The organism is Streptomyces sp. NPDC047108 (assembly GCF_040643575.1).
Taxonomy (GTDB): Bacteria; Actinomycetota; Actinomycetes; order Streptomycetales; family Streptomycetaceae; genus Streptomyces.
This window is the reverse complement of sequence record NZ_JBEYUP010000006.1, coordinates 339,679-359,870: the sequence shown is the minus strand read 5'-3', so window position 1 is coordinate 359,870 and position 20,192 is coordinate 339,679. Positions and strand designations below refer to the sequence as shown.

20 protein-coding genes and 1 riboswitch are annotated in these 20,192 nt (G+C 72.3%); of the genes, 9 read left to right on the top strand and 11 right to left on the bottom strand.

Translation table 11 applies throughout. The features are described from left to right. Positions 1-30 precede the first annotated feature (30 nt). On the top strand, positions 31-798 hold the full coding sequence (locus tag ABZ822_RS16230) for an endonuclease/exonuclease/phosphatase family protein (RefSeq protein ID WP_360853270.1): 768 nt from the start codon (positions 31-33) through the stop codon (positions 796-798). Between the two features lie 64 nt (positions 799-862). On the opposite strand, the gene ABZ822_RS16225 is transcribed toward ABZ822_RS16230, so the two are convergent. Both ABZ822_RS16225 and ABZ822_RS16220 read right to left on the bottom strand, forming a co-directional pair. Continuing rightward, entirely contained in the window at positions 863-1,627 is a 765-nt protein-coding gene (locus ABZ822_RS16225; protein WP_360853267.1) for a hypothetical protein, read from the bottom strand. Then, complete coding sequence (locus ABZ822_RS16220) at positions 1,620-2,405, bottom strand: alpha/beta fold hydrolase (RefSeq protein ID WP_360853264.1); 786 nt, start codon at positions 2,403-2,405, stop codon at positions 1,620-1,622. Before ABZ822_RS16220 ends, ABZ822_RS16225 begins: the two co-directional genes overlap by 8 nt. Before the next feature lie 195 nt (positions 2,406-2,600). Here ABZ822_RS16220 and ABZ822_RS16215 point away from each other — a divergent pair, with 195 nt between their 5' ends. From ABZ822_RS16215 to ABZ822_RS16200, 4 genes are all read left to right on the top strand, one after another. Continuing rightward, complete coding sequence (locus ABZ822_RS16215) at positions 2,601-3,392, top strand: 1-acyl-sn-glycerol-3-phosphate acyltransferase (protein ID WP_360853383.1); 792 nt, start codon at positions 2,601-2,603, stop codon at positions 3,390-3,392. 47 nt (positions 3,393-3,439) lie between these two features. Continuing rightward, complete coding sequence (locus tag ABZ822_RS16210) at positions 3,440-4,738, top strand: DUF5931 domain-containing protein (RefSeq protein ID WP_360853261.1); 1,299 nt, start codon at positions 3,440-3,442, stop codon at positions 4,736-4,738. Beyond that, positions 4,735-5,436, top strand: coding sequence for a response regulator transcription factor (locus ABZ822_RS16205; protein WP_360853258.1), 702 nt, complete (start codon positions 4,735-4,737; stop codon positions 5,434-5,436). The genes ABZ822_RS16210 and ABZ822_RS16205 overlap by 4 nt, the downstream gene beginning before the upstream one ends. A 221-nt stretch (positions 5,437-5,657) precedes the next feature. Then, complete coding sequence (locus ABZ822_RS16200; protein WP_360853254.1) at positions 5,658-6,686, top strand: 6-phosphofructokinase; 1,029 nt, start codon at positions 5,658-5,660, stop codon at positions 6,684-6,686. Between the two features lie 118 nt (positions 6,687-6,804). Here the strand turns inward: ABZ822_RS16200 and ABZ822_RS16195 are convergent, their stop codons facing one another. Next, complete coding sequence (locus tag ABZ822_RS16195; protein ID WP_360853251.1) at positions 6,805-8,733, bottom strand: anthranilate synthase family protein; 1,929 nt, start codon at positions 8,731-8,733, stop codon at positions 6,805-6,807. A gap of 281 nt (positions 8,734-9,014) precedes the next feature. Between ABZ822_RS16195 and ABZ822_RS16190 the strand changes: the two genes are divergently transcribed. Then, positions 9,015-10,358 (top strand): class II 3-deoxy-7-phosphoheptulonate synthase, encoded by a 1,344-nt coding sequence (locus ABZ822_RS16190; protein ID WP_360853248.1) that lies wholly within the window; start codon positions 9,015-9,017, stop codon positions 10,356-10,358. A 126-nt stretch (positions 10,359-10,484) separates the two neighbouring features. Next, on the top strand, positions 10,485-10,760 hold the full coding sequence (locus tag ABZ822_RS16185) for a (2Fe-2S)-binding protein (protein ID WP_360853245.1): 276 nt from the start codon (positions 10,485-10,487) through the stop codon (positions 10,758-10,760). Between the two features lie 48 nt (positions 10,761-10,808). Here the strand turns inward: ABZ822_RS16185 and bfr are convergent, their stop codons facing one another. Beyond that, positions 10,809-11,288, bottom strand: a complete 480-nt coding sequence (gene bfr, locus ABZ822_RS16180) for a bacterioferritin (RefSeq protein ID WP_360853242.1) — start codon at positions 11,286-11,288, stop codon at positions 10,809-10,811. Positions 11,289-11,439: 151 nt separating this feature from the next. On the opposite strand from bfr, the gene ABZ822_RS16175 reads away from it, so the two are divergent. After that, entirely contained in the window at positions 11,440-12,063 is a 624-nt protein-coding gene (locus tag ABZ822_RS16175; protein WP_360853239.1) for a sulfite oxidase-like oxidoreductase, read from the top strand. Positions 12,064-12,089: 26 nt separating this feature from the next. Here the strand turns inward: ABZ822_RS16175 and ABZ822_RS16170 are convergent, their stop codons facing one another. From ABZ822_RS16170 to thiO, 7 genes are all read right to left on the bottom strand, one after another. Next, complete coding sequence (locus ABZ822_RS16170) at positions 12,090-12,611, bottom strand: DUF4396 domain-containing protein (RefSeq protein ID WP_360853236.1); 522 nt, start codon at positions 12,609-12,611, stop codon at positions 12,090-12,092. Between the two features lie 125 nt (positions 12,612-12,736). After that, a complete protein-coding gene (locus ABZ822_RS16165) occupies positions 12,737-13,615 on the bottom strand; it encodes a deoxyribonuclease IV (protein ID WP_360853233.1) in 879 nt (292 codons plus the stop codon). A gap of 87 nt (positions 13,616-13,702) precedes the next feature. Then, on the bottom strand, positions 13,703-15,634 hold the full coding sequence (pknB, locus tag ABZ822_RS16160; RefSeq protein ID WP_360853231.1) for a Stk1 family PASTA domain-containing Ser/Thr kinase: 1,932 nt from the start codon (positions 15,632-15,634) through the stop codon (positions 13,703-13,705). Positions 15,635-15,753: 119 nt separating this feature from the next. Next, positions 15,754-16,200 carry an SRPBCC domain-containing protein gene (locus ABZ822_RS16155; RefSeq protein ID WP_360853228.1) on the bottom strand — a complete coding sequence of 149 codons (447 nt, stop codon included), beginning with the start codon at positions 16,198-16,200 and terminating at the stop codon, positions 15,754-15,756. Positions 16,201-16,314: 114 nt separating this feature from the next. Then, on the bottom strand, positions 16,315-17,181 hold the full coding sequence (locus tag ABZ822_RS16150) for a thiazole synthase (protein ID WP_360853226.1): 867 nt from the start codon (positions 17,179-17,181) through the stop codon (positions 16,315-16,317). Between the two features lie 8 nt (positions 17,182-17,189). After that, entirely contained in the window at positions 17,190-17,390 is a 201-nt protein-coding gene (thiS, locus tag ABZ822_RS16145; protein ID WP_360853223.1) for a sulfur carrier protein ThiS, read from the bottom strand. Then, a complete protein-coding gene (gene thiO / locus ABZ822_RS16140) occupies positions 17,387-18,607 on the bottom strand; it encodes a glycine oxidase ThiO (protein ID WP_360853220.1) in 1,221 nt (406 codons plus the stop codon). The genes thiS and thiO overlap by 4 nt, the downstream gene beginning before the upstream one ends. Before the next feature lie 13 nt (positions 18,608-18,620). Beyond that, positions 18,621-18,708: riboswitch (TPP riboswitch) on the bottom strand. A 174-nt stretch (positions 18,709-18,882) separates the two neighbouring features. Between thiO and ABZ822_RS16135 the strand changes: the two genes are divergently transcribed. Next, positions 18,883-20,106, top strand: coding sequence for an FAD-dependent oxidoreductase (locus ABZ822_RS16135; RefSeq protein WP_360853218.1), 1,224 nt, complete (start codon positions 18,883-18,885; stop codon positions 20,104-20,106). The last annotated feature ends 86 nt before the right edge of the window (positions 20,107-20,192 follow it).

The following is a 20,192-nucleotide window of genomic DNA, read 5'->3' as shown; positions in this document are numbered from 1 at the left end:
ATGTCGTGCGGAACGGGGTAGGGAGGGCCCATGAGTTCCTCCGTGCTGCCGGACCTCCCGGCGTCCCGCACCGAGCCGGACGGCTCCGCCGTCATCCGCGTCCTCAGCTACAACATCCGCTCGATGCGTGACGACCGGACCGCGCTCGCCCGGGTCATCCGCGCCTGCGCGCCCGATGTCGTCTGCGTCCAGGAGGCGCCGCGGTTCTTCCGCTGGCGCAAGCACGCCGCGTGGCTCGCCCGTGAGTCCGGGCTCGTCCACGTCACAGGTGGGGCGACCGCCGCCGGGCCGATGATCCTGGCGTCACTGCGCGCCCATGTGCAGGGTGCGGAGGACATCCTGCTGCCGCGCACGCCGGGACTGCACCAGCGCGGATTCGCCACCGCGGTGCTGCGGATCGGCGCCGTCCGGGTCGGCGTCCTCAGCTGCCATCTGAGCATGAAGGCCGACGAGCGGTTCGCGCAGGGAGGGCTGCTGCTGGAACGCCTCGCGGATCTCGGGGTGCCCCACGCGATCGCGGCGGGGGACCTCAACGACCGCCCCGGCGGCCGTACGTTCCGCAAGCTCGCCGCCGAACTGCAGGACGGCTGGTCGGTCGAGCCCTGGGGAGGGGAGCACACCACCCGCCCCGGCGACCCGCCGCAGCGCATCGACGCGATCTTCGCCACCCGCGGCACGGAGGTGCTGGGCTGCGGGGTGCCGTGGGGTCTGCCCGGCGTCACGGAGGCGGACCTGCGGGCCGCGACCGATCACCTGCCGGTGCTGGCCGCGGTCCGCGTCCCGGCGACCTCCGGATGAGCAGCGCCCCGTGTCTCAAGGGGCGGCGCACGCCTGAGGGACGGGCGCCTGGTGGCCGGGCCGGTCAGACGACCGCGCCGCGCCCCGGATCATCGTCGTCCTCGTCGTCGTCACCCATACGAATGACCAGCGTGGCGAAGCCGCCGAGGAACCCGCCCACCCCGAGGGTGGTGATCCACCACGTCATGTTCCACTGCATCAGCACGGTGAGCAGCAGGAGCAACGGGCCGCCGACGACGGCGAGCCAGGCGAACTTCGCGGTGGTGTCGGCCTCGGGAAGCGGCGGCGGCTCGGGCGGGACGAAGTGCCCCTCGTCGCCGCCGTCGAAATCGTCGTCGGACGGCTCGGCCGCCGACCAGTCGCGCGGCCCGATGGCCGGGTGGAGCGTGACGCTGGAACCCAGCGGACGGTCCGCTCCCGGTCCGGATCCGCTGTCGGATTCCCCGCCGCCCTGCCCGGTCGCCTCCTGGGGAGCGGCGCCCTCGCCGTCCCCCTGCTCGGCGCCGACACCCTCGGCCCTGGTGCCCGTACGCGCTCCGAGGTCACGGCCCGTACGGTCCTGGCCGGACGCACCCGCCTCCTCACCGTCCGCACCGGAGGTGTTCGCCTTCGCGTGATCGGCACCGGAGGACGTCGCGTCCGCGCTGTCCGCGCCGGTGCTGTCCGTGCCGGAGGTCTTCCCACGCGCACCGTCGCCGCGGCCCGCGGGCAGGTCCGGGTCCGGCGGCTCCTCGCCGTAGCCCGCCACGATCGCCGCCCAGGCGGCATCCTCGTCGAGCGGTTCGCGACCGTCCTCGTCGCGCCCCGGCCCGGCGTCCCGCTCAGCCACCGCTCGCCGTCTCCTTGCTCTTCGCACCGGTGCCGGGCGCGAGCCGCCCGATGAACTCGTAGGAGTCCTGGAAGATGCGCTCGGCGTCATGGTCCAGCGTCGCCACGTGGTAGCTCCGCTCCAGCACTGTCTCGGTGACGTCCGTCGACGAGACCCGGCTGAGGACGCGGGCGGAGTCGGCAGGCGGCACGACGTGGTCCTGCGGGCTGCGCAGCAGCAGCAGCGGCTGCGTGACCTGCGGCAGCTCGGAGTCCACGACCCGGAAGAACTGGCGGAGCGAATGCGCCGCGTGGAGCGGCACGCGATCGTAGCCGATCTCGTCCGCGCCCTCCTTCGCGACATCGTTCGTCAGGCCCTTGGTGGACCGCACCAGATACCGCACGACGGGCAGCGCGTGCGCGGCCGCACCGTGCACCTTGTTCGCCGGGTTGACGACCACGACGCCGCTGATCGCGTCGCCGTGCTTCGCGGCCAGCCGCAGCGCAAGCGCCCCGCCCATCGAGAGGCCGAAGACGAAGACCTGCCGGCAGCGCTCCGTCAGGAGGCGCAGCTCCCGGTCCACCTCGGCGTACCAGTCGGGCCAGCCGGTGAGCTGCATGTCCTGCCAGCGCGTGCCGTGCCCGGGCAGCAGCGGCAGCGAGACGGTGAGACCGCGCTCGGCCAGGAACTCGGCCCAGGGGCGCAGCGACTGCGGTGAGCCGGTGAAACCGTGGCACAGGAGGACGCCGACCTCTCCGCCTTCGTGGCGGAACGGCTCGGCTCCGGGGAGGACCGGCACCTTCGGTCTCCGTTCGTCGTGGTGGGACCGTGACGGTCCCGTGTGAGTCTCGGTGTGGCCTTCACCGTACGCGACGGGACCGACACCGGGTAGATCCGGATGTCGCTCCGAGGACGGGACCTGCGCCGCGGCAGGTCGCAGCAGGTTAAGGTCTGTTCGTCAGACACAGGAGGTCACCGGTTGCTGTACGGCGCAATGAAGCTCTCCGTCGGGGGCACGCTGAAGCTTGCTTTCCGACCCTGGGTGGAGGGGCTGGAGAACGTCCCCGCCGAGGGTGCGGCGATCCTCGCCAGCAACCACCTCTCGTTCTCCGACTCCTTCTTCCTGCCCGCGGTGCTCGACCGCAAGGTCACCTTCATCGCCAAGTCCGAGTACTTCACCTCGCCCGGTGTGAAGGGCAAGCTCACCGCGGCCTTCTTCAAGGGTGTCGGCCAGCTCCCGGTGGACCGCTCGGGTGCGCGCGGTGCCGGTGAGGCGGCGATCAAGAGCGGGATCGCGGTGCTGGAGCGGGGCGAGCTGTTCGGCATCTACCCGGAGGGCACCCGGTCGCCCGACGGACGCCTCTACCGCGGCAAGCCCGGCGGCCTCGCGCGCGTCGCGCTCGCGACCGGCGCCCCGGTGATCCCCGTCGCGATGATCGACACCGAGAAGGTCCAGCCCCCCGGCCAGGTCGTGCCGAAGATGATCAGGCCGGGCATCCGCATCGGCAAGCCCCTGGACTTCTCGCGGTACATGGGGATGGAGCACGACCGTTTCATCCTCCGCTCGGTGACCGACGAGGTCATGTACGAGATCATGAACCTTTCCGGCCAGGAGTACGTCGACATCTACGCGACCGCGGCCAAGCGCCAGATCGCCGAGGCCGCGAAGCGGCAGGCTGAGGAGGCGAAGCGGCAGGCCGAGGAGGAGAAGGCGGCCGGCGACGGCAAGGAGAAGGCCGAGGGCGACGAGGGCGCGGCCGGCGACGGCCGCGGTTCCGGGGCCTGACCGCCACGGAGCCGCCACGAAGCCGCCACGGGGAGGGAGCCGGGGGCATGGCGCAGCAGAGACGCGAGCCGCGCACGGGAAGCAAAGTCCTGCGCATGTCGGTCGAGTTGCCGCTCTGGCGTGCCCTGACCGGATACCGCATCCTCACCTCCGCCTACGCCGTCACCCTCTTCGTCATCGCCCGCGACCAGTACGCCCACCCGCTCGGCGCCGCCGCCTACATGGCCGTGCTGGTGGTGTGGATGCTGCTGACCTGGAACCGCGTCACCTCGCCCGAGCGGTGCACCAAGCGCTTCCTCATCGCCGACCTCGCCATCGCGCTGACCGGCATACTCCTGACGCCCCTCATCGACACCCAGGCCCGAATCGACGACGGCGCCGCGACCCTGCCGTCGATCTGGACGGCCGGTGCCGTGCTCGGCTTCGCGATCAAGGGCGGCTGGCGGTGGGCGGCCGTGGCGTCGGCGCTCGTGGCGGTCGCCAACGTCGTCGAGCGCGGCAGCTTCGCCCGCGACACCGTCCACAACGTCCTCCTGGTGTGGGTCGCGAGCGTCGCGATCGGCTACGTCGTCGAGGTGGCGCGGGCCAGTGAGCGCACCCTCGCCCGCGCCCTCCAGGTCGACGCCGCCACCCGTGAGCGCGAGCGGCTCGCCCGCGACATCCACGACAGCGTGCTGCAGGTGCTCGCGATGGTGCAGCGGCGGGGCACGGAGATCGGCGGCGATGCGGCCGAACTCGGCAGGATGGCGGGGGAGCAGGAGGTCGCGCTGCGCACCCTGGTGGCGGGCGGCATGGTCCCCGGGGCGCGCCGCTCCGCCGACGACGCCGAAGCGGCGGCGGGCCCAGGGCTCGCCGGCACGGGTGAGCATGAGTTCGTCCCGCCGGCCGCGGTTCCGGTCGAGGCCGGGCCGCGGGAGTCCGACGAGGTGTGCGACGTCCGCGCGCTGCTCGCCCCGTACGCCGGAGCACGCGTGTCCCTGGCCCAGCCCGGGGCCCCGGTGCCTCTCCCGGCCGCGGCGGCAGGGGAGTTGGCGGCCGCTGTCGGTGCCGCCCTGGACAATGTCCGCAAGCACGCGGGCGAGAGTGCGCAGGCGTGGATCCTGCTGGAGGACGAGCCGGACGCGGTGCTCGTGACCGTACGGGACGACGGCCCCGGCATACCGGAGGGCCGGCTCGCGGCGGCCGAGCGCGAGGGCCGTCTCGGTGTCGCGCTGTCCATCCGTGGCAGGCTGCGGGAACTCGGCGGGACCGCCGAGCTGGTGTCGGTGCCCGGCCAGGGCACGGAGGTCGAGTTGAGGGTTCCGAGGGAGCCGGTGGCTTCCCGGGGGAGCGAGGCGGAGCGATGAGTGACGAGGAGGCGACGACGGCCGGGGCCGGAGGCGGCGCGGCGGTCCGAGTGATGGTGGTCGACGACCACCCGATGTGGCGCGACGCGGTGGCCCGCGACCTGGCCGCCGCCGGATTCGAGGTGGTGGCGACCGCGGGTGACGGCCCGCAGGCGGTCCGCAGGGCCCTGGCCGTCACACCCGATGTGCTGGTCCTCGACCTCAACCTCCCCGGGAAGCCGGGGGTTCAGGTCTGCAAGGAGCTGGTGGGCGCCGATCCCACGCTGCGCGTGCTCGTCCTGTCCGCCAGCGGTGAGCACGCCGACGTGCTGGAGGCGGTCAAGTCCGGTGCCACCGGCTATCTCCTGAAGTCCGCCAGCACCGAGGAACTGCTGGACGCCGTGGGCCGGACGGCCGTCGGCGACCCCGTCTTCACCCCGGGCCTCGCCGGTCTGGTGCTCGGCGAGTACCGGCGGCTGGCCTCCGACTCGTCCCCCTCGACGCCGGACGAACCGGGCGCGCCCCGGCTCACCGACCGCGAGACCGAGGTGCTGCGGCTGGTCGCGAAAGGGCTCTCGTACAAGCAGATCGCCGAGCGCCTGGTCATCTCGCACCGCACCGTGCAGAACCACGTCCAGAACACGCTGGGGAAGCTGCAGCTCCACAACCGCGTGGAGCTGGTGCGGTACGCCATCGAGCGCGGCCTGGACGACGGCTAGGGGGCGACCAGGGGCCTGCCGCGCGGTTGTTGGGATCCTCCGCCCCCGTCGCCCCTCCTGTCCCAGCCGCCTCATGAGCCGCAGTCCTCGTACGGGTGACATGCCGTCCACCCGGTCACGCGGAATTCACCGGATTCGTCGGTTCGCCCCATCCCGTCGTGAGCTGGATCACCGTTAGCGTGTGCCGCGACCGGGTCCTCGAGGGAGAAAGGACGGATCCCATGAAGGTCGGAGTTCTGACCGGTGGCGGCGACTGCCCCGGGCTCAACGCGGTCATCCGCGGCATCGTCCGCAAGGGCGTCCAGGAGTACGGCTACGACTTCATCGGGTTCCGCGACGGCTGGCGCGGCCCCCTCGAAGCCGACACCGTCCCGCTCGACATCCCGGCCGTCCGCGGCATCCTGCCCCGCGGCGGCACGATCCTCGGCTCCTCGCGCACCAATCCGCTCAAGGTCGAGGACGGCATCCGCCGCATCAAGGAGAACCTCAGGAAGTACGAGGTCGACGCACTGATCGCGATCGGCGGCGAGGACACCCTCGGCGTCGCCGCGACCCTCTCCGGCGAGTACAGCATCCCGTGCGTCGGCGTGCCCAAGACCATCGACAACGACCTGTCGGCCACCGACTACACCTTCGGCTTCGACACGGCCGTCAACATCGCGACCGAGGCGATCGACCGCCTGCACACCACGGCCGAATCCCACATGCGCGTGCTGGTGGTCGAGGTCATGGGCCGGCACGCGGGCTGGATCGCCGTGCACTCGGGCCTGGCGGGCGGCGCCAACGCCATCCTCATCCCCGAGCAGCGCTTCGACCTCGACGAGGTCTGCGCCTGGGTCGAGTCCCGCTTCAAGATCCGCTACGCACCGATCGTCGTGATCGCCGAGGGCGCCATGCCCAAGGACGGCGACATGGTGCTGAAGGACGGCTCCCTGGACTCGTTCGGGCACGTCAGGCTCTCCGGCATCGGCGAGTGGCTGGCCAAGGAGATCGAGAGGCGGACCGGTAAGGAGGCCCGGACGACCGTCCTGGGCCATGTGCAGCGCGGCGGGACCCCGAGCGCGTTCGACCGCTGGCTCGCCACCCGGTTCGGCCTGCACGCGATCGACGCCGTACGCGACCGGGACTTCGGGAAGATGGTCGCCCTGCAGGGCACGGACATCGTCCGGGTCCCGATCGCCGAGGCGACGTCGAAGCTCAAGACCGTCGACCCGAAGCTCTACGAGGAGATCGGCGTCTTCTTCGGCTGACCGCGGCCGCCCCTCCCGCTCCTTGCTGCGCCTCGCCCCGTCTCCGGTCACCCCGGAGGACCGGACGCGTGTCCGGTCCCCCGGGAGGGCGCATCCGCGCCCTGCCCCTTCGCCGCCGTCAGACCAGGACGGCCGCCAGCAGCGCCGCGGTGATCGACGCCCCGTCGCGCGTCAGCACGGATTCCGGGTGGAACTGCACCCCCGCGAAGCCGGGTCCGCGCAGCGCGTGCACGTCACCGGAGACCGGATCCCTGCTCAACTCGATGCGGTGCATGGCCAGTTCGGCCTCCACGGCCCCGTCGCAGCGCGCGGTGAAGGTGTTGTAGAAGCCCACGACCTCCTCGCGCCCGAAGAAGTCGATCCGCTCCTGCGCGCCCTGGTAGGGGAGGTCCTTGCGGACCACGTCCATCCCCAGCTCGGCCGCGATCAGTTCGTGGCCCAGGCACACCCCCAGCAGCCCCTGCTCGTGCCCGCGCACCAGCTCGGCCGTCAGCCCGCGCAGGAACCGCATCTTCGGATCCGCCGCGTCGGCCGGGTCGCCCGGTCCCGGCCCGAGCACCACGGGACCCGGGTGCGACAGTGCCGCCTCCCGCAGCCCCGGCTCGTCGTAGCGCCGCACCGTCACCTCCAGCCCGGTCGAGCGCAGCAGGTGCGCCAGCATCGCGGTGAAGGTGTCCTCGGCGTCGATCACCAGGGCGTCCCCCGGGATATCGGCGGCGCGGCGCTGCATCCGCAGCCAGAACGGCGCGAGGTCGGCCCGCCGCGCGTCCAGCGCGGCGCGCACGCGGGGGTCGTCCGCCAGCCGCGGGCGCGGCCCGCCCGCCGTGCGCGGGGGCGCCTTCCGTACGCCGAGCGCCGTCAGCACCCCGGCCGCCTTGGCGTGCGTCTCGGCCACCTCGCCGTGCGGGTCGGAGTGGCGTACGAGGGTGGCGCCGACCGGCACCCGCAGCGTGCCGTCCGCGTCGATGTCCGCGGTCCTGATGAGGATGGGGGAGTCCAGGGTCTGCGTCCCGGACGCGTCGCGCCCGATGAGCGCGAGCGCTCCCGCGTAGTAGCCGCGGCCGTGCGGTTCGTGGCGCTCGATGACCCGGCAGGCGTTCTGCACCGGTGAGCCGGTCACGGTCGCGGCGAACATCGTCTCCCGCAGTACGTCCCGTACGTCCATGTCGCTGCGGCCGCGCAGTTCGTACTCGGTGTGCGCGAGGTGGGCCATCTCCTTCAGCCGGGGGCCGACGACGACGCCGCCGAGATGCGCCACGGTGCACATCATCTTCAGCTCCTCGTCCACGACCATGGACAGCTCCTCCACCTCCTTGCGGTCGTGCAGGAACGCCAGCAGCCCGTCGGCGGTGGGCCCTTCCGCGGGGTACCGGTACGTCCCGCTGATGGGGTTCATCACCACCGTCCCGCCCGACATCCGGACGTGGACCTCGGGGCTGGCCCCGACGAGCGTCCGCCCTCCGGATCCGTCCCCACCGCTGCCGCCGGTGTGCACGACGTACGTCCAGTACGCGCCGCGCTCGCCCTCCAGCAGCCGCCGGAAGAGGGCCAGGGCGTCCGCGGGGCCGTACCCCGGGATCTCGCCCTGGAAGGTGCGGCGGATCACGAAGTTCGCGCCCTCGCCGCGGCCGATCTCGTCCTCGACGACCCGCTCGACGATCGCCGCGTACTCCTCGTCGCCCACGTCGAAGGCGCCGTCCTCGACGCTCACGTCGTGGCCGGGGAGTGCTTCCCGTACGGCGTCCAGCGGCAGCTCGTAGGACTCCTCGGGCCGCAGCACGGTCAGAGGCGTCCCGTCGTCGCGGACGTCGAAGCCGCGCTCGCGGATCTGCCGGAACGGGACGAGGGCCAGCGCGTCGGTCACGGGCCCGTCCGGCACGCCTTCGCCGACCGGGATGCCGGCGAGGGTGTCCACGTCCGAGACCGGTCCGGTCAGCACCTCGACCATGTCGTCGGGGCGGCCGGGCGTGCGCCGGTGGATCAGGGCGAAGGGCGGGTGGCCGGGGCGGGTCAGGCGGCGCAGGAGCCCGGGGATGTCGGTATGCATCGTGAGCTGTTCCTTCAGCGGTCGGATCGGTTCATGACCGGATTCGAAAGGACAGCCCGCGGAAACGCCGAAGGCCGCCCCTCGGGGCGGCCTTCGCGGTGGTCTTCTCAGGTACGCGCGATCAGTGGGCCGCCTCGGAAGCGGTCCACCACCAGTACAGGTTCGAGTGCGCGAACATGGTGTGCACCTTAGCCGACGTCTCGGTCCTCGTGCCCGCTGTCTCATTTCGTGGGCGCCGGACCGGGCACTCCTGCGAACCCCGTAATGTTGACAAGGTGACCGTGAACGCTGATTCCCGTGCCGGTGGAAACACCTGGCGAGACCTTCCCGCGGCGCAGCAGCCCGAGTGGCCCGATGCCGAGGCTCTGCGCGATGTGATCGCGGACCTCGAGTCGTATCCTCCGCTCGTCTTCGCCGGTGAGTGCGACGAGCTGCGCGCCCGCTTGGGAGCCGTCGCCCGGGGCGAGGCGTTCCTGCTGCAGGGCGGCGACTGCGCCGAGGCCTTCGACGCCGTGGGCGCCGACCAGATCCGCAACAAGCTCAAGACGCTGCTGCAGATGGGCGCCGTGCTGACCTACGCCGGTTCCGTACCGGTCGTGAAGGTGGGCCGGATCGCCGGTCAGTACAGCAAGCCGCGGTCGAAGCCGACGGAGACCCGCGACGGGGTGACCCTGCCGACGTACCGCGGTGACTCGGTCAACGGCTTCGAGTTCACACCCGAGGCCCGGACGCCGGACCCCGAGCGGCTGAAGCGGATGTACCACGCCTCCTCCGCGACGCTGAACCTCGTCCGCGCCTTCACCACCGGTGGCTACGCCGACCTGCGCCAGGTCCACGCCTGGAACCAGGACTTCGTGAAGTCGTCGCCGTCGGGGCAGCGCTACGAGGCACTGGCCCGCGAGATCGACCGCGCGATGAACTTCATGAACGCCTGCGGGGTGGACCCGGAGGAGTTCAAGACGGTCGAGTTCTACTCCTCCCACGAGGCGCTGGTCCTCGACTACGAGTCGGCCATGACCCGTACCGACTCGCGCACCGGGAACCTCTACGACGTATCCGGCCACATGGTCTGGATCGGTGAGCGGACCCGGCAGCTCGACGGCGCGCACATCGAGTTCGCCGCGCGCATCCGCAACCCGATCGGGGTGAAGCTCGGCCCGACGACCACGCCGGAGGACGCGCTCACGCTGATCGAGCGGCTCGACCCGGACCGCGAGCCGGGCCGGCTGACCTTCATCACCCGTATGGGCGCGGACCGGATCCGCGACCGGCTCCCGGAGCTGGTCGAGAAGGTCACCGCCTCCGGCGCGCAGGTGGCCTGGGTCTGCGACCCGATGCACGGCAACACCTTCGAGGCGGCCTCCGGCCACAAGACGCGGCGCTTCGACGACGTGCTCGACGAGGTCAAGGGCTTCTTCGAGGTCCACAAGGGCCTGGGCACCCACCCGGGCGGCATCCACGTCGAGCTGACCGGCGACGACGTCACCGAGTGCGTGGGCGGCGGCGACGAGATCTTCGTCGACGATCTGCACCAGCGCTACGAGACGGCGTGCGACCCCCGGCTCAACCGCAGCCAGTCGCTCGACCTGGCCTTCCTCGTCGCGGAGATGTACCGGGACCAGTGACCGGTCGCTGATCGCAGCAGTCAACGCCGTGGGGCGCGGATCACAGAGATCCGCGCCCCACGGCGTTGTAAGGCCCCCCTTAGCCGGGTAAGGTAAGGGTAACCTTATTGATCATCGGGAGACCGTGTGTACGTCTGCTCATGCTTCGGCATCACCGAGAAGCAGGTGCGCGAGCATGTGGGATCCGGCGCCTGCACCCCTCGTCAGATCGCCGGTGCCTGCAAGGCCGGCACCGACTGCGGCTCGTGCGTGCGCCGCATCCAGGCGCTGCTCGGCCGTGGCGCCTGCCCGCGGCGTGAGCTGGTCGACCAGGGGGAGCCCGGCGTGCTGACGGCCGATCCCGCGGTCGCAGCCGAAACGGCCCGGCCGGTCTCCGGTGTGCTCGCGGCCGACGCCGCCTGATCCGTACGGCCCGGGCGCGACGACCTTGATCGGCGTGACGCCACCCGGTCAGCTCTCGGGCTGCTCGATGAGCTGGGCGAGGTAGAGCGCTTCACCGAGCTTCTCCACCAGCTCGAGCTGGGTGTCGAGATAGTCGATGTGGTGCTCCTCGTCGGCGAGGATCGACTCGAAGATGTTGGCCGACGTGATGTCGCCCTTGTTCCGCATGACCTCGACTCCGCGCTTGAGGCGGTCGATGGCCTCCACCTCGATCTGCCGGTCGGCCTGGAACATCTCGGTGACCGTCTGCCCCACCCGCACATGGAACAGCCGCTGGTAGTTCGGCAGCCCCTCGAGGAAGATGATCCGGTCCGTCAGGATCTCGGCGTGCTTCATCTCGTCGAACGATTCGGCACGGGTGTACTTCGCGAGCTTCGTCCAGCCGTAGTTCTCCTGCAGCTTGGCGTGCAGGAAGTACTGATTGATCGCGGTCAGCTCGGCGGTCAGTTGCTCGTTCAGGAACTCGATGACCTCGGGGTCGCCCTGCATCGCAGAGGCTCCTTCCAGAGAAGTACGGCGCAATGCGCGCATCCTCGCACCGCCCGCCCGCGTGATCCAGTAAGTGCATGCTTAGTACGAGTTGCTCCTCTCGGTATTGGCCTGGTCACGACCACCCTTCGCGGTCTGTCACCATGGAGTCATGGGTCAGCCGGAAAGCCGCGAAGGGGCACAGGTCCAGCTTCCTCCGGGGCAGCGGCTGCAGCGCGGCTGGCCGGTCACGCACTACGGTCCGGTCCCCAAGTTCAAGCCGGACCGCTGGGAGTTCCGGGTCTTCGGCGCCACCGCGGACGGCGAGAAACACTGCTGGACCCATGAGAAGTTCACGGCTCTGCCGTACGCGACGGTCGTGGCCGATCTTCACTGCGTCACGAAATTCAGCATGGTGGGGGCCGAATGGGGCGGCATCGCCGCCGCCACGATCCTCGACCTCGCGCCGCCCGCCGACGACGTCACCCATGTGATGGTGTGGGCCGAGTACGGGTTCAGCTCCAACCTCCGGCTCTCCGACTTCGCCTCCGACCGCACCATCTTCGCCACCCACAAGGGCGGTGAGCTGCTGACCGCCGAGCACGGCTTCCCGGTGCGGCTGATCGTGCCTCATCTGTACGCGTGGAAGGGCCCCAAGTGGGTCCGCGGCGTCGAGTACATGACGGCGGACCGCCGCGGCTTCTGGGAGGAGCGCGGCTACCACAACGTCGGGGACCCGTGGAGCGAGCAGCGCTACTCGTACCAGGAGGAGCCGGGCGACGGCCCGGAGTTCTAGCCCCGGGCCGTCCGCGGTCGTACCTGCTAGTGGTGGTAGGCGTGCGCCACCGCGTGGCCCTTGCCGCGGCCGATCATCCACTTGTTGACGGGTGTGGTGATCAGGAAGGCGATGAGGAAACCGAAGGCCAGGGCGCCCCAGAAGAGACCGTCGGACAGTTCGGCGTCCATGGCTCCCGGGGTGAGCGCGACGATGACGTTGTCGACCAGTTCCATGATCGCGATGGAGAGGGTGTCGGCGGCCAGGGCGACCTTCAGGGCGCTCTTCCAGTCGAGGCCGGAGCGGAGCACTGCGAAGACCGTGAGCGAGTAGCCGAAGAGGAACGCCAGCACGATCGCCAGCGTCATCGTCGGAGCGTTGTGCCAGGCCAGGGCCGTACCGATGGCCATGCCGACGACCTCGCCGATGGCGCATCCGGTGAGGCAGTGCAGGGTCGCCCGCGCGGCCGTGGGCCAGTCGGCGCCGCCCGGGGGGTGGCCTCCGGCGCGCTCGTCCTGTGCGTGCTGTCCGCCGTGAACGTCCTGCTCGCCGTTGACGTGCTGCTCCATCGCTGGGCTCCCGGGGCTGAGTGGCCGTCTCTGTCACCCGTACCCAGCAATATACCCCCTGGGGGTATTCCCGGACTCCATGAACCGACCCTGGACCGGTCGCGGACCGGTCGCCGAGGCAGGGCTCAGGCGTCGCGCAGCTGCTTCAGCCGGGCCACGTCCGCCGCATGACCCGGCGTGCCGCCCGGGGTCTCGATCACCAGCGGTACGCCCTCGGTCGCCGGGTGTCCGAAGAGGTCGCCGAACGGGTCGGCCCCGATGTGGCCCGTGCCGATGTTCTCGTGCCGGTCCTTGTGGGCACCGGCCACGTCCTTGGAGTCGTTCGCGTGGATCAGCCGGAGGCGGCCCGCGCCCACGGTGTCGACGAGCTCGTCGAGCAGGGCCTTGACCCCGCCGGGCGCGGCCAGGTCGTGCCCGGCCGCGAAGACATGGCAGGTGTCCAGGCAGACGCCGAGGCGCGGATGGCGTTCCAGCACCTCGAAGTACGGGCCGAGATCGGCGACGAGCGAGCACAGGGAGGATCCCTGGCCGGCCGTCGGTTCCAGCAGCAGCCAGGGGTCCTCGTCGTGGGTCAGCTCGTCCAGCAGCGGCAGCATCAGCTCGCGCACCTGCGCGAGGGCGGTCGCCCGCGTCCGGCCGCCGGTCGCCGAGCCGGTGTGGACGACGACGCCGAGCGCGCCGATGTCGCGGCCGCGGCGCAGGGAGTGGCGCAGCGACGCCACCGACAGGTCGGCCGTCGCCTCGGTGTGGGACCCGAAGTTGATCAGGTACGGGGCGTGGACGTACGCCGGGATGTTCTCCTCGGCGCACTCCGCGCGGAACGCCTCGTCCTGGCGCGGATTGCCCGCGGGCGTCGCCCAGCCGCGCGGATTCGCCACGAAGACCTGCACGGTCTCGGCGCCGATCTCGCGGGCGTAGGACAGCCCGGTGGAGGCGAGACCGCCGGCCACGGGGACATGGCTGCCGACGGGGTTACGGGGGCGGGGGATGCGGCTGCTGCTCACACCGTCCAGGATCCCATGGCGGCCGTGCCGTCCTCACCGGGCGGAGTGCAGCCCCCGACGCCCCGCCCGCGGGACGCCGCAGCCGCCTCACCGCACGCGGATGGTGATCTCGCTGCCCTTGGGGGCCTTGTCCCCGCCGTCCACCGACTGGTCGAAGACGGTGTCCCCGAAGAAGAAGCGCGTGACGTCGACCGTGAACCCGGCCTTCACCAACTGCCGCTTGGCGTCGGCCTCTTTGGTGCCCTCGACGTCCGGCACCTCGACCATCTCCTGGCCCTTGGAGACCGTCAGCGTGACCGTGTCGCCCGTCGCGAGCTGCTTGCCCTCACCCGGGGACTGGACGGCGACCGCGCCCTTGTCCTGATCGGAGAAGACGCGCGTGGGCGCCACCTTCACCTTCAGCCCGTTCTCGCGGAGTTCGTTCGTGGCGTCCTCGACCGCGTCGCCGACCACGTCCGGCGCCTCGATCGGCTCGCCCTTGCTGACGGTGATCGCCACGGCGGAGCCGGGCTTGCGCTTCACACCGGAGCCCGGCTCCGTACGGAGGACGGTGCCCTGCGGCGCCTGGTCGCTGAACTCCCGGCGGACGATGCCGGGGGCCAGGCCCAGCTTCCGCAGCTCCGCCCTGGCCTTGGCGAGCGTCATGCCCTCCAGGCTCGGGATCTTCACGACCTCCGGGCCCTTGGAGACGATGATCGTGACGGTGCCGTTGCCGCGGATGCGCTTGCCGGGCGCCGGGTCGGTGTCGATGACCTTGCCCCGGTCCACATTGGCGCTGTAGTCCTCGGTGGCGCGGACGTCGAGCCCTTCGTCCTTGAGCTTCTTCTCCGCCTCGGCCCGCTCCATCGCCAGCACCCCGGGGACGCGCGTGAACTGGCCGGAGTTGATGTACCAGACGCCCGCGCCGATCCCCAGCGCCAGCAGTACGGCCGCCACGAGGGCGAGCACACCGCGCTGCGGGGGACGCCGCCGCGCACGGCCCGCGCCCCGCCCCGCGGGCGGTGGCCCGGAGGGGTCTTCGGGAGCCATGTCCAGGAGGCTGGTCCGGTTCATCGCGTCATCGCGGCTCGACGCCCCGGCCACGCGCGGGATGACGCTCGTACGGTTCTCGGATCCGGCGGTCCCGCCGGCGTCCGCCACGGCCTGCGGCGGTACGGCGTCGAGCTGCTCGTCGGTGAGCGTGACCCGGACGTCACGGGTGGCCGCGAGCAGCGCCACCGCGTCGACGGGGCGCAGCTCCGGGCTGCGGGCGGTGGCCGCCGCCATCAGGCCGTCGAGCTGGGGAGCCAGCCCGGGCACGGCCGCGGACGGCGGGGCGACGTCCTCGTGCAGATGCTGGTAGAGCACCTGGGCGGGGGTGTCGCCGCTGTGCGGGCGGGCGCCGGTGAGCATTTCGTAGAACACGACGCCGCAGGCGTAGACATCGGCGCGGGTGTCGGAGGTGCCGTGCTCGATCTGCTCGGGTGCGAGATACGACACAGTGCCGAGAAGGGACCCGGAGGAGGCGGTGGTGTTGGTGTCCACGGCCCGGACGAGCCCGAAGTCGGCGACCTTGACGCGGCCGTCGTCGCCGATGAGGACGTTCTCCGGCTTCATGTCCCGGTGGACGAGGCCGGCGCGGTGGGCGGAGCCGAGGGCCGCGAGGACGGGCTCCAGGATGTCGAGGGCGGCCCGCGGCTGCAGGGCGCCGCGCTCGCGCAGCACGTCGCGCAGCGTGCACCCGGCGACGTACTCCATCGCCAGGTAGACGTAGTGGCCGTCGGTGCCCTGGTCGTAGACGCCCACGATGTTGGGGTGGGCGAGCCGGGCCACCGACTTGGCCTCACGGATGAAGCGGTCGACGAACGCGCTGTCCGAGGCGAGGCCCGGGTGCATCACCTTGAGGGCCAGCACCCGGTCGAGACGGGTGTCCACGGCCCGGTAGACCGTGGCCATGCCGCCGACGGCGATCCGTGCGTCCACGCGGTAGCGGCCGTCGAGCACCTGCCCGACGAGCGGGTCCTGGAGGGTCGTATCCACGATCACGCAGTCTACGAGCCATCACGGACACACCGGTCCACCAGGACCCCTAGCGTTCCGGACTGCAGCGGAACGGTGACAGCCGACCTCAGGGGGAGCCGTCCGGCGTGAGGGCCGGGTCAGCCGTGGGACGCGGCGGCGAGGGCGCCCAGCTCCTCCAGCGCCGCCGTCCATGCCAGGCGCGCGTACTCCGCGTGCTGCGCCTTGGCCTCATCGGGCACGTCGAGTGCCTCGATCCCCGTCTCGGCGACGGTGACGCGGGTGCCCTCGCCCTCGGGTGCCAGCGTGAACTCCACCAGGGTCGCGTCGCCCCGCTCGGGCGGCTGGTCGGGGTTGGCGGCCATCCGGAAGACGAACCGGGTGGGGGCCTCGACCAGCTCGACGCGCGCGTGGAACTCCCCGTGCTCGTCCCAGCGGAAACGCAGCGCCCCGCGCGGGCGGAGATCCACCTCGGCGCCCCCGAAGGCGTACCAGGTCCGGATGTGCTCCGCCGTGGTCAGCACCCGCCAGACCCGCTCCACCGGGGCGGAGACGTACGCCTCGCGCTCGATCAGGTCGACGCTCACAGGGCACCTCCGGTCTCGGGTCTCCGCTCCCACGCTAGCCGCCCGGGGGTGGCGCGGCGCGGGTCGTGGACCGGACCGCCTCGTGGCGGCGCGGCGCCGGCCGCCCCGGTCAGGTCACGTGAACGCCGGCCGCTCCGGGTCCAGCACCGCGACGCCGTCCGTAGGCGAGGACGCCTCGGCGAAGTGGCGCCGCGGGATCCGGCCCGCGCGCCGCGCCAGCCGGCCCGCCTCGACCGCGTGGCGCATCGCCTCCGCCATCAGCACGGGCTCCTGGGCCCGGGTCACGGCCGAGGCGAGCATGACCGCCGCACAGCCCAGCTCCATCGCCAGCGCCGCGTCCGATGCGGTGCCCGCGCCCGCGTCGAGGATCACGGGGACGCTCGCGTGCTCGGTGATGAGCTGGAAGTTGTGCGGGTTGCGGATGCCGAGCCCGGAGCCGATGGGGGAGCCCAGCGGCATGATCGCGGCGCAGCCCGCGTCCTGGAGCTTCCGGGCCAGGACCGGGTCGTCGTTGGTGTACGGGAGCACGGTGAAGCCGTCGTCGACCAGCGTCTCCGCCGCGTCCAGCAGCTCGACCGGATCGGGCAGCAGCGTGCGCTCGTCCGCCACGACCTCCAGCTTGATCCAGTCGGTGCCGAGCGCCTCGCGGGCGAGCCGGGCGGTCAGTACGGCCTCACCGGCGGTGAAGCAGCCGGCGGTGTTGGGCAGGACACGGATGCCGAGCCGGTCCAGTACGGAGAGCACCGAGCCGTGCACGGTCGGGTCCAGGCGCCGCATCGCCACCGTGGTCAGTTCGGTGCCGGAGGCGATGAGCGCGTGCTCCAGCACCTCCAGGCTCGGGGCGCCGCCCGTGCCCATGATCAGCCGGGACGCGAAGGTGGTCCCGTCGATGGTCAGCGGGTCGGAGGCCGGGCCGGTCCCGGCCGCGCGGGTTCCCTCCGCGCTGTCGTGCGGTGCGTTGCGGAACGCGGTGTCGGTCATCGTCCGGATCAGCCTCCCTGGACAGCGGTGAGCACTTCGACGCGGTCGCCGTCGCCCACCGCCGTACCGGCCCACTGGCCGCGCGGCACGACGGTCTCGTTGAGCGCGGCGGCGACGCCCGACGGTGCGGTGGTGAGGGTCGCGACCACCTCGTCGAGGGTGGTCCCCGCGGGCACGTCCCGCGGTTCCCCGTTCACGGAGACGGTCATACGGGCAACTCCTGGAGTCGGCGGGATGCGGACGGGAATCGGCACGGGGCGAACGGGCGGGCCTCCTCGGGGAGTTCACCGGTGGCCAGCACCTCGGCCATCGCGTCGCCCGTGACCGGCGTGAGCAGCACACCGTTGCGGTAGTGCCCGGTCGCCAGATGCAGGCCGGGGAGTTCGGTCGGCCCCAGCAGGGGCGCGTTGTCCGGCGAACCGGGACGCAGCCCCGCGCAGGTCTCGACGAGCGGGAGTTCGGTGAGGCCGGGCACCAACTCATGGGCGTCACGCAGCAGTTCGTAGACCCCGCCCGCGGTGACCGTGGTGTCCCAGCCCAGCTCCTCGCTCGTGGCGCCGATCACCAGCTCGCCGCTCTCCCGCGGTACGAGGTAGACCTGCCCGCCGCGCACCACGGCCCGTACCGTCCGCGAGAGGAACGGCGCGTACGCGTCGGGGACGCGCAGCCGCAGCACCTGCCCCTTGACCGGGCGGACCGGCGGCACCACGTCCTCCGGCACCCCGTCGAGCCGTCCGCTCCAGCTCCCCGCCGCGAGGACGGTCTGCTCCGCGACGAGTGCGGTTCCGTCGTCGAGCACGGCGCCGGTGGCCCGGTCCCGCAGTGTCGTGAGCCGCCGGGCCCAGGAGCGGTGCAGGTCCACTCCGCCGCGCTCGCAGGCCTTGAGAAGGGCGGCGGCGAGGCGGCGGGGGTCGGTCTGGTGGTCACCGTCCACGCGCAGCCCGCCGCGGACGCCCGGCGCGAGCATCGGCTCGAGACGGCGGCATTCGCGCCCGGTCAGCCACTGCGAGTCGAGCCCGTACCGGAGCTGCAGTGCGTGGAGTTCGCGCATATGCGCGCGGTCGTCGGCGTCCAGCGCGACGGCGAGGGTGCCGCAGGCGCGGTAGCCGATGTCCAGCCCGCTCGCCTCCTGCAACTCGGCGGCGAAGTCCGGGTAGCGCTCGGCGGAGGCGAGGTTGAGACCGAGCAGGGTCTCCTCGCCGTAGTGGAGTTCGGTGACCGCCGCCAGCATTCCGGCGGCGACCTGTGCGGCGCCTCCGGCCGGCGACGGATCGGCGACCGCGGTGCGCAGCCCGCGCCGCGCCGCGCGCCAAGCCGTGACCAGGCCGATGATCCCGCCCCCGACGACGAGGACGTCGTAGGCCGCGGGGGCACCGTGGCCCTGGCGGGGAGTCCTGGGTGAACTGCTGTTCCCGGATGCGTGCATGGGCGCCTGGCCCCTCCCTTCGCCGGCATGACCCGGATCAGGTTCGTACGGTCGGAGGCCGCCCAGCCTCCCTCTCAGCCCGGTGCGTCCGGGCTCCCGCGTGTGCTCTCGACCCGCCACCATAGTCCCTGGCTCCGGCGGGGAGTAAGGGAGCGGCCCCCGGCGTGCGCCGGGGGCGCCCGGCCTGCGGCACGCCTCGTCGTACGTGATGGTGTGTCAGAGATCTCGATGCGCACGTCTGCGGCCCGCCCCCGTCGCCGTCCTAGAGTGATCGTGTGAGCGATGACAAGCAGCCAGAGCAGCGAGTCGTGATCGTCGGCGCCGGAATGGCCGGGGTGCAGACCGCGGTCGCCCTGCGCGAGCGGGGCTGGAGGGGCGCGATCACGCTGCTGGGCGCCGAGTCGCACGAGCCGTACGACCGGCCACCGCTCTCCAAGGCCGTCCTGCTCGGCAAGGCCGACGGCTCCGCCCTCGAGATCGACTTCCCCGCGCTGGGCATCGACCTGCTGCTCAGCCGCCACGTCACCCGGCTCCGTCCCGACCAGCACGTCCTGGAGACCGCCGACGGACCCGTCCCGTACGACACGCTGGTCATCGCCACCGGCGCGGAACCCGTCACCCTGCCCGGCACCGAGGCCGAGCCCGGTGTCCACGTGCTGCGCACCCTCGACGACGCCGAACGCCTGCGGCCCGTACTGGAGGGGCGGCAGGAGGTCGTGGTCGTCGGAGCGGGCTGGATCGGCGCGGAGTTCGCGACCGCGGCGCGCGAGGCCGGCTGCCCGGTGACCGTCGTCGAGGCCGCGGACCGGCCGCTCGCCGGGGCCCTCCCGGCCGAGGTCGCCGAGCACATGCCGGCCTGGTACGCCGACAGCGGGGCCCGGCTGATCACCGGCGCACGGGTGGCGGCGGTCGAGGCGGGTGCGGTGGTGCTCGAGGACGGGCAGCGGCTGCGCGCGGACGCCGTACTCGTCGGCATCGGCGCCCGCCCCACGACGGCCTGGCTGAGCAACTCGGGTGTGGAGCTGTGCCCCGACGGCTCCGTCCGCGCCGACGAGCGCCTGCGCACCTCGCAGCCCGACGTCTACGCGGTCGGCGACTGCGCCTCCTTCCCGTCCGGCCGCTACGGCGTACGCCTGCTCGTGCACCACTGGGACAACGCCCTGCAGGGGCCGCGCACGGTCGCCGCCAACATCGTCGGCGAGGAGACGGCGGGCTCCGTCTACGACCCGGTGCCCTACTTCTGGTCCGAGCAGTTCGGGCGCTTCGTCCAGTACGCGGGCCACCACGCCGCCGCCGACGCCACGGTCTGGCGCGGCGACCCGTCCGGTGCCTCGTGGTCGGTGTGCTGGCTGCGCGACGGGGCCCTGGTGGCGCTGCTGGCGGTCGGCCGGCCGCGGGATCTGGCGCAGGGGCGCCGGCTCATCCAGCAGGGCGCGCGGATCGACCCCGAGCGGGCGGCGGACCCGTCCGTGCCGCTGAAGGCCGCTGTCCTGGGCTGAGGCCGGCGTCCTGGGCCGCGGCTGCTGCACTGGGCCGAGGCGGAGCAGTCCCGCATGCGGGAACCCCGCGCGGGCCTATGACCGGT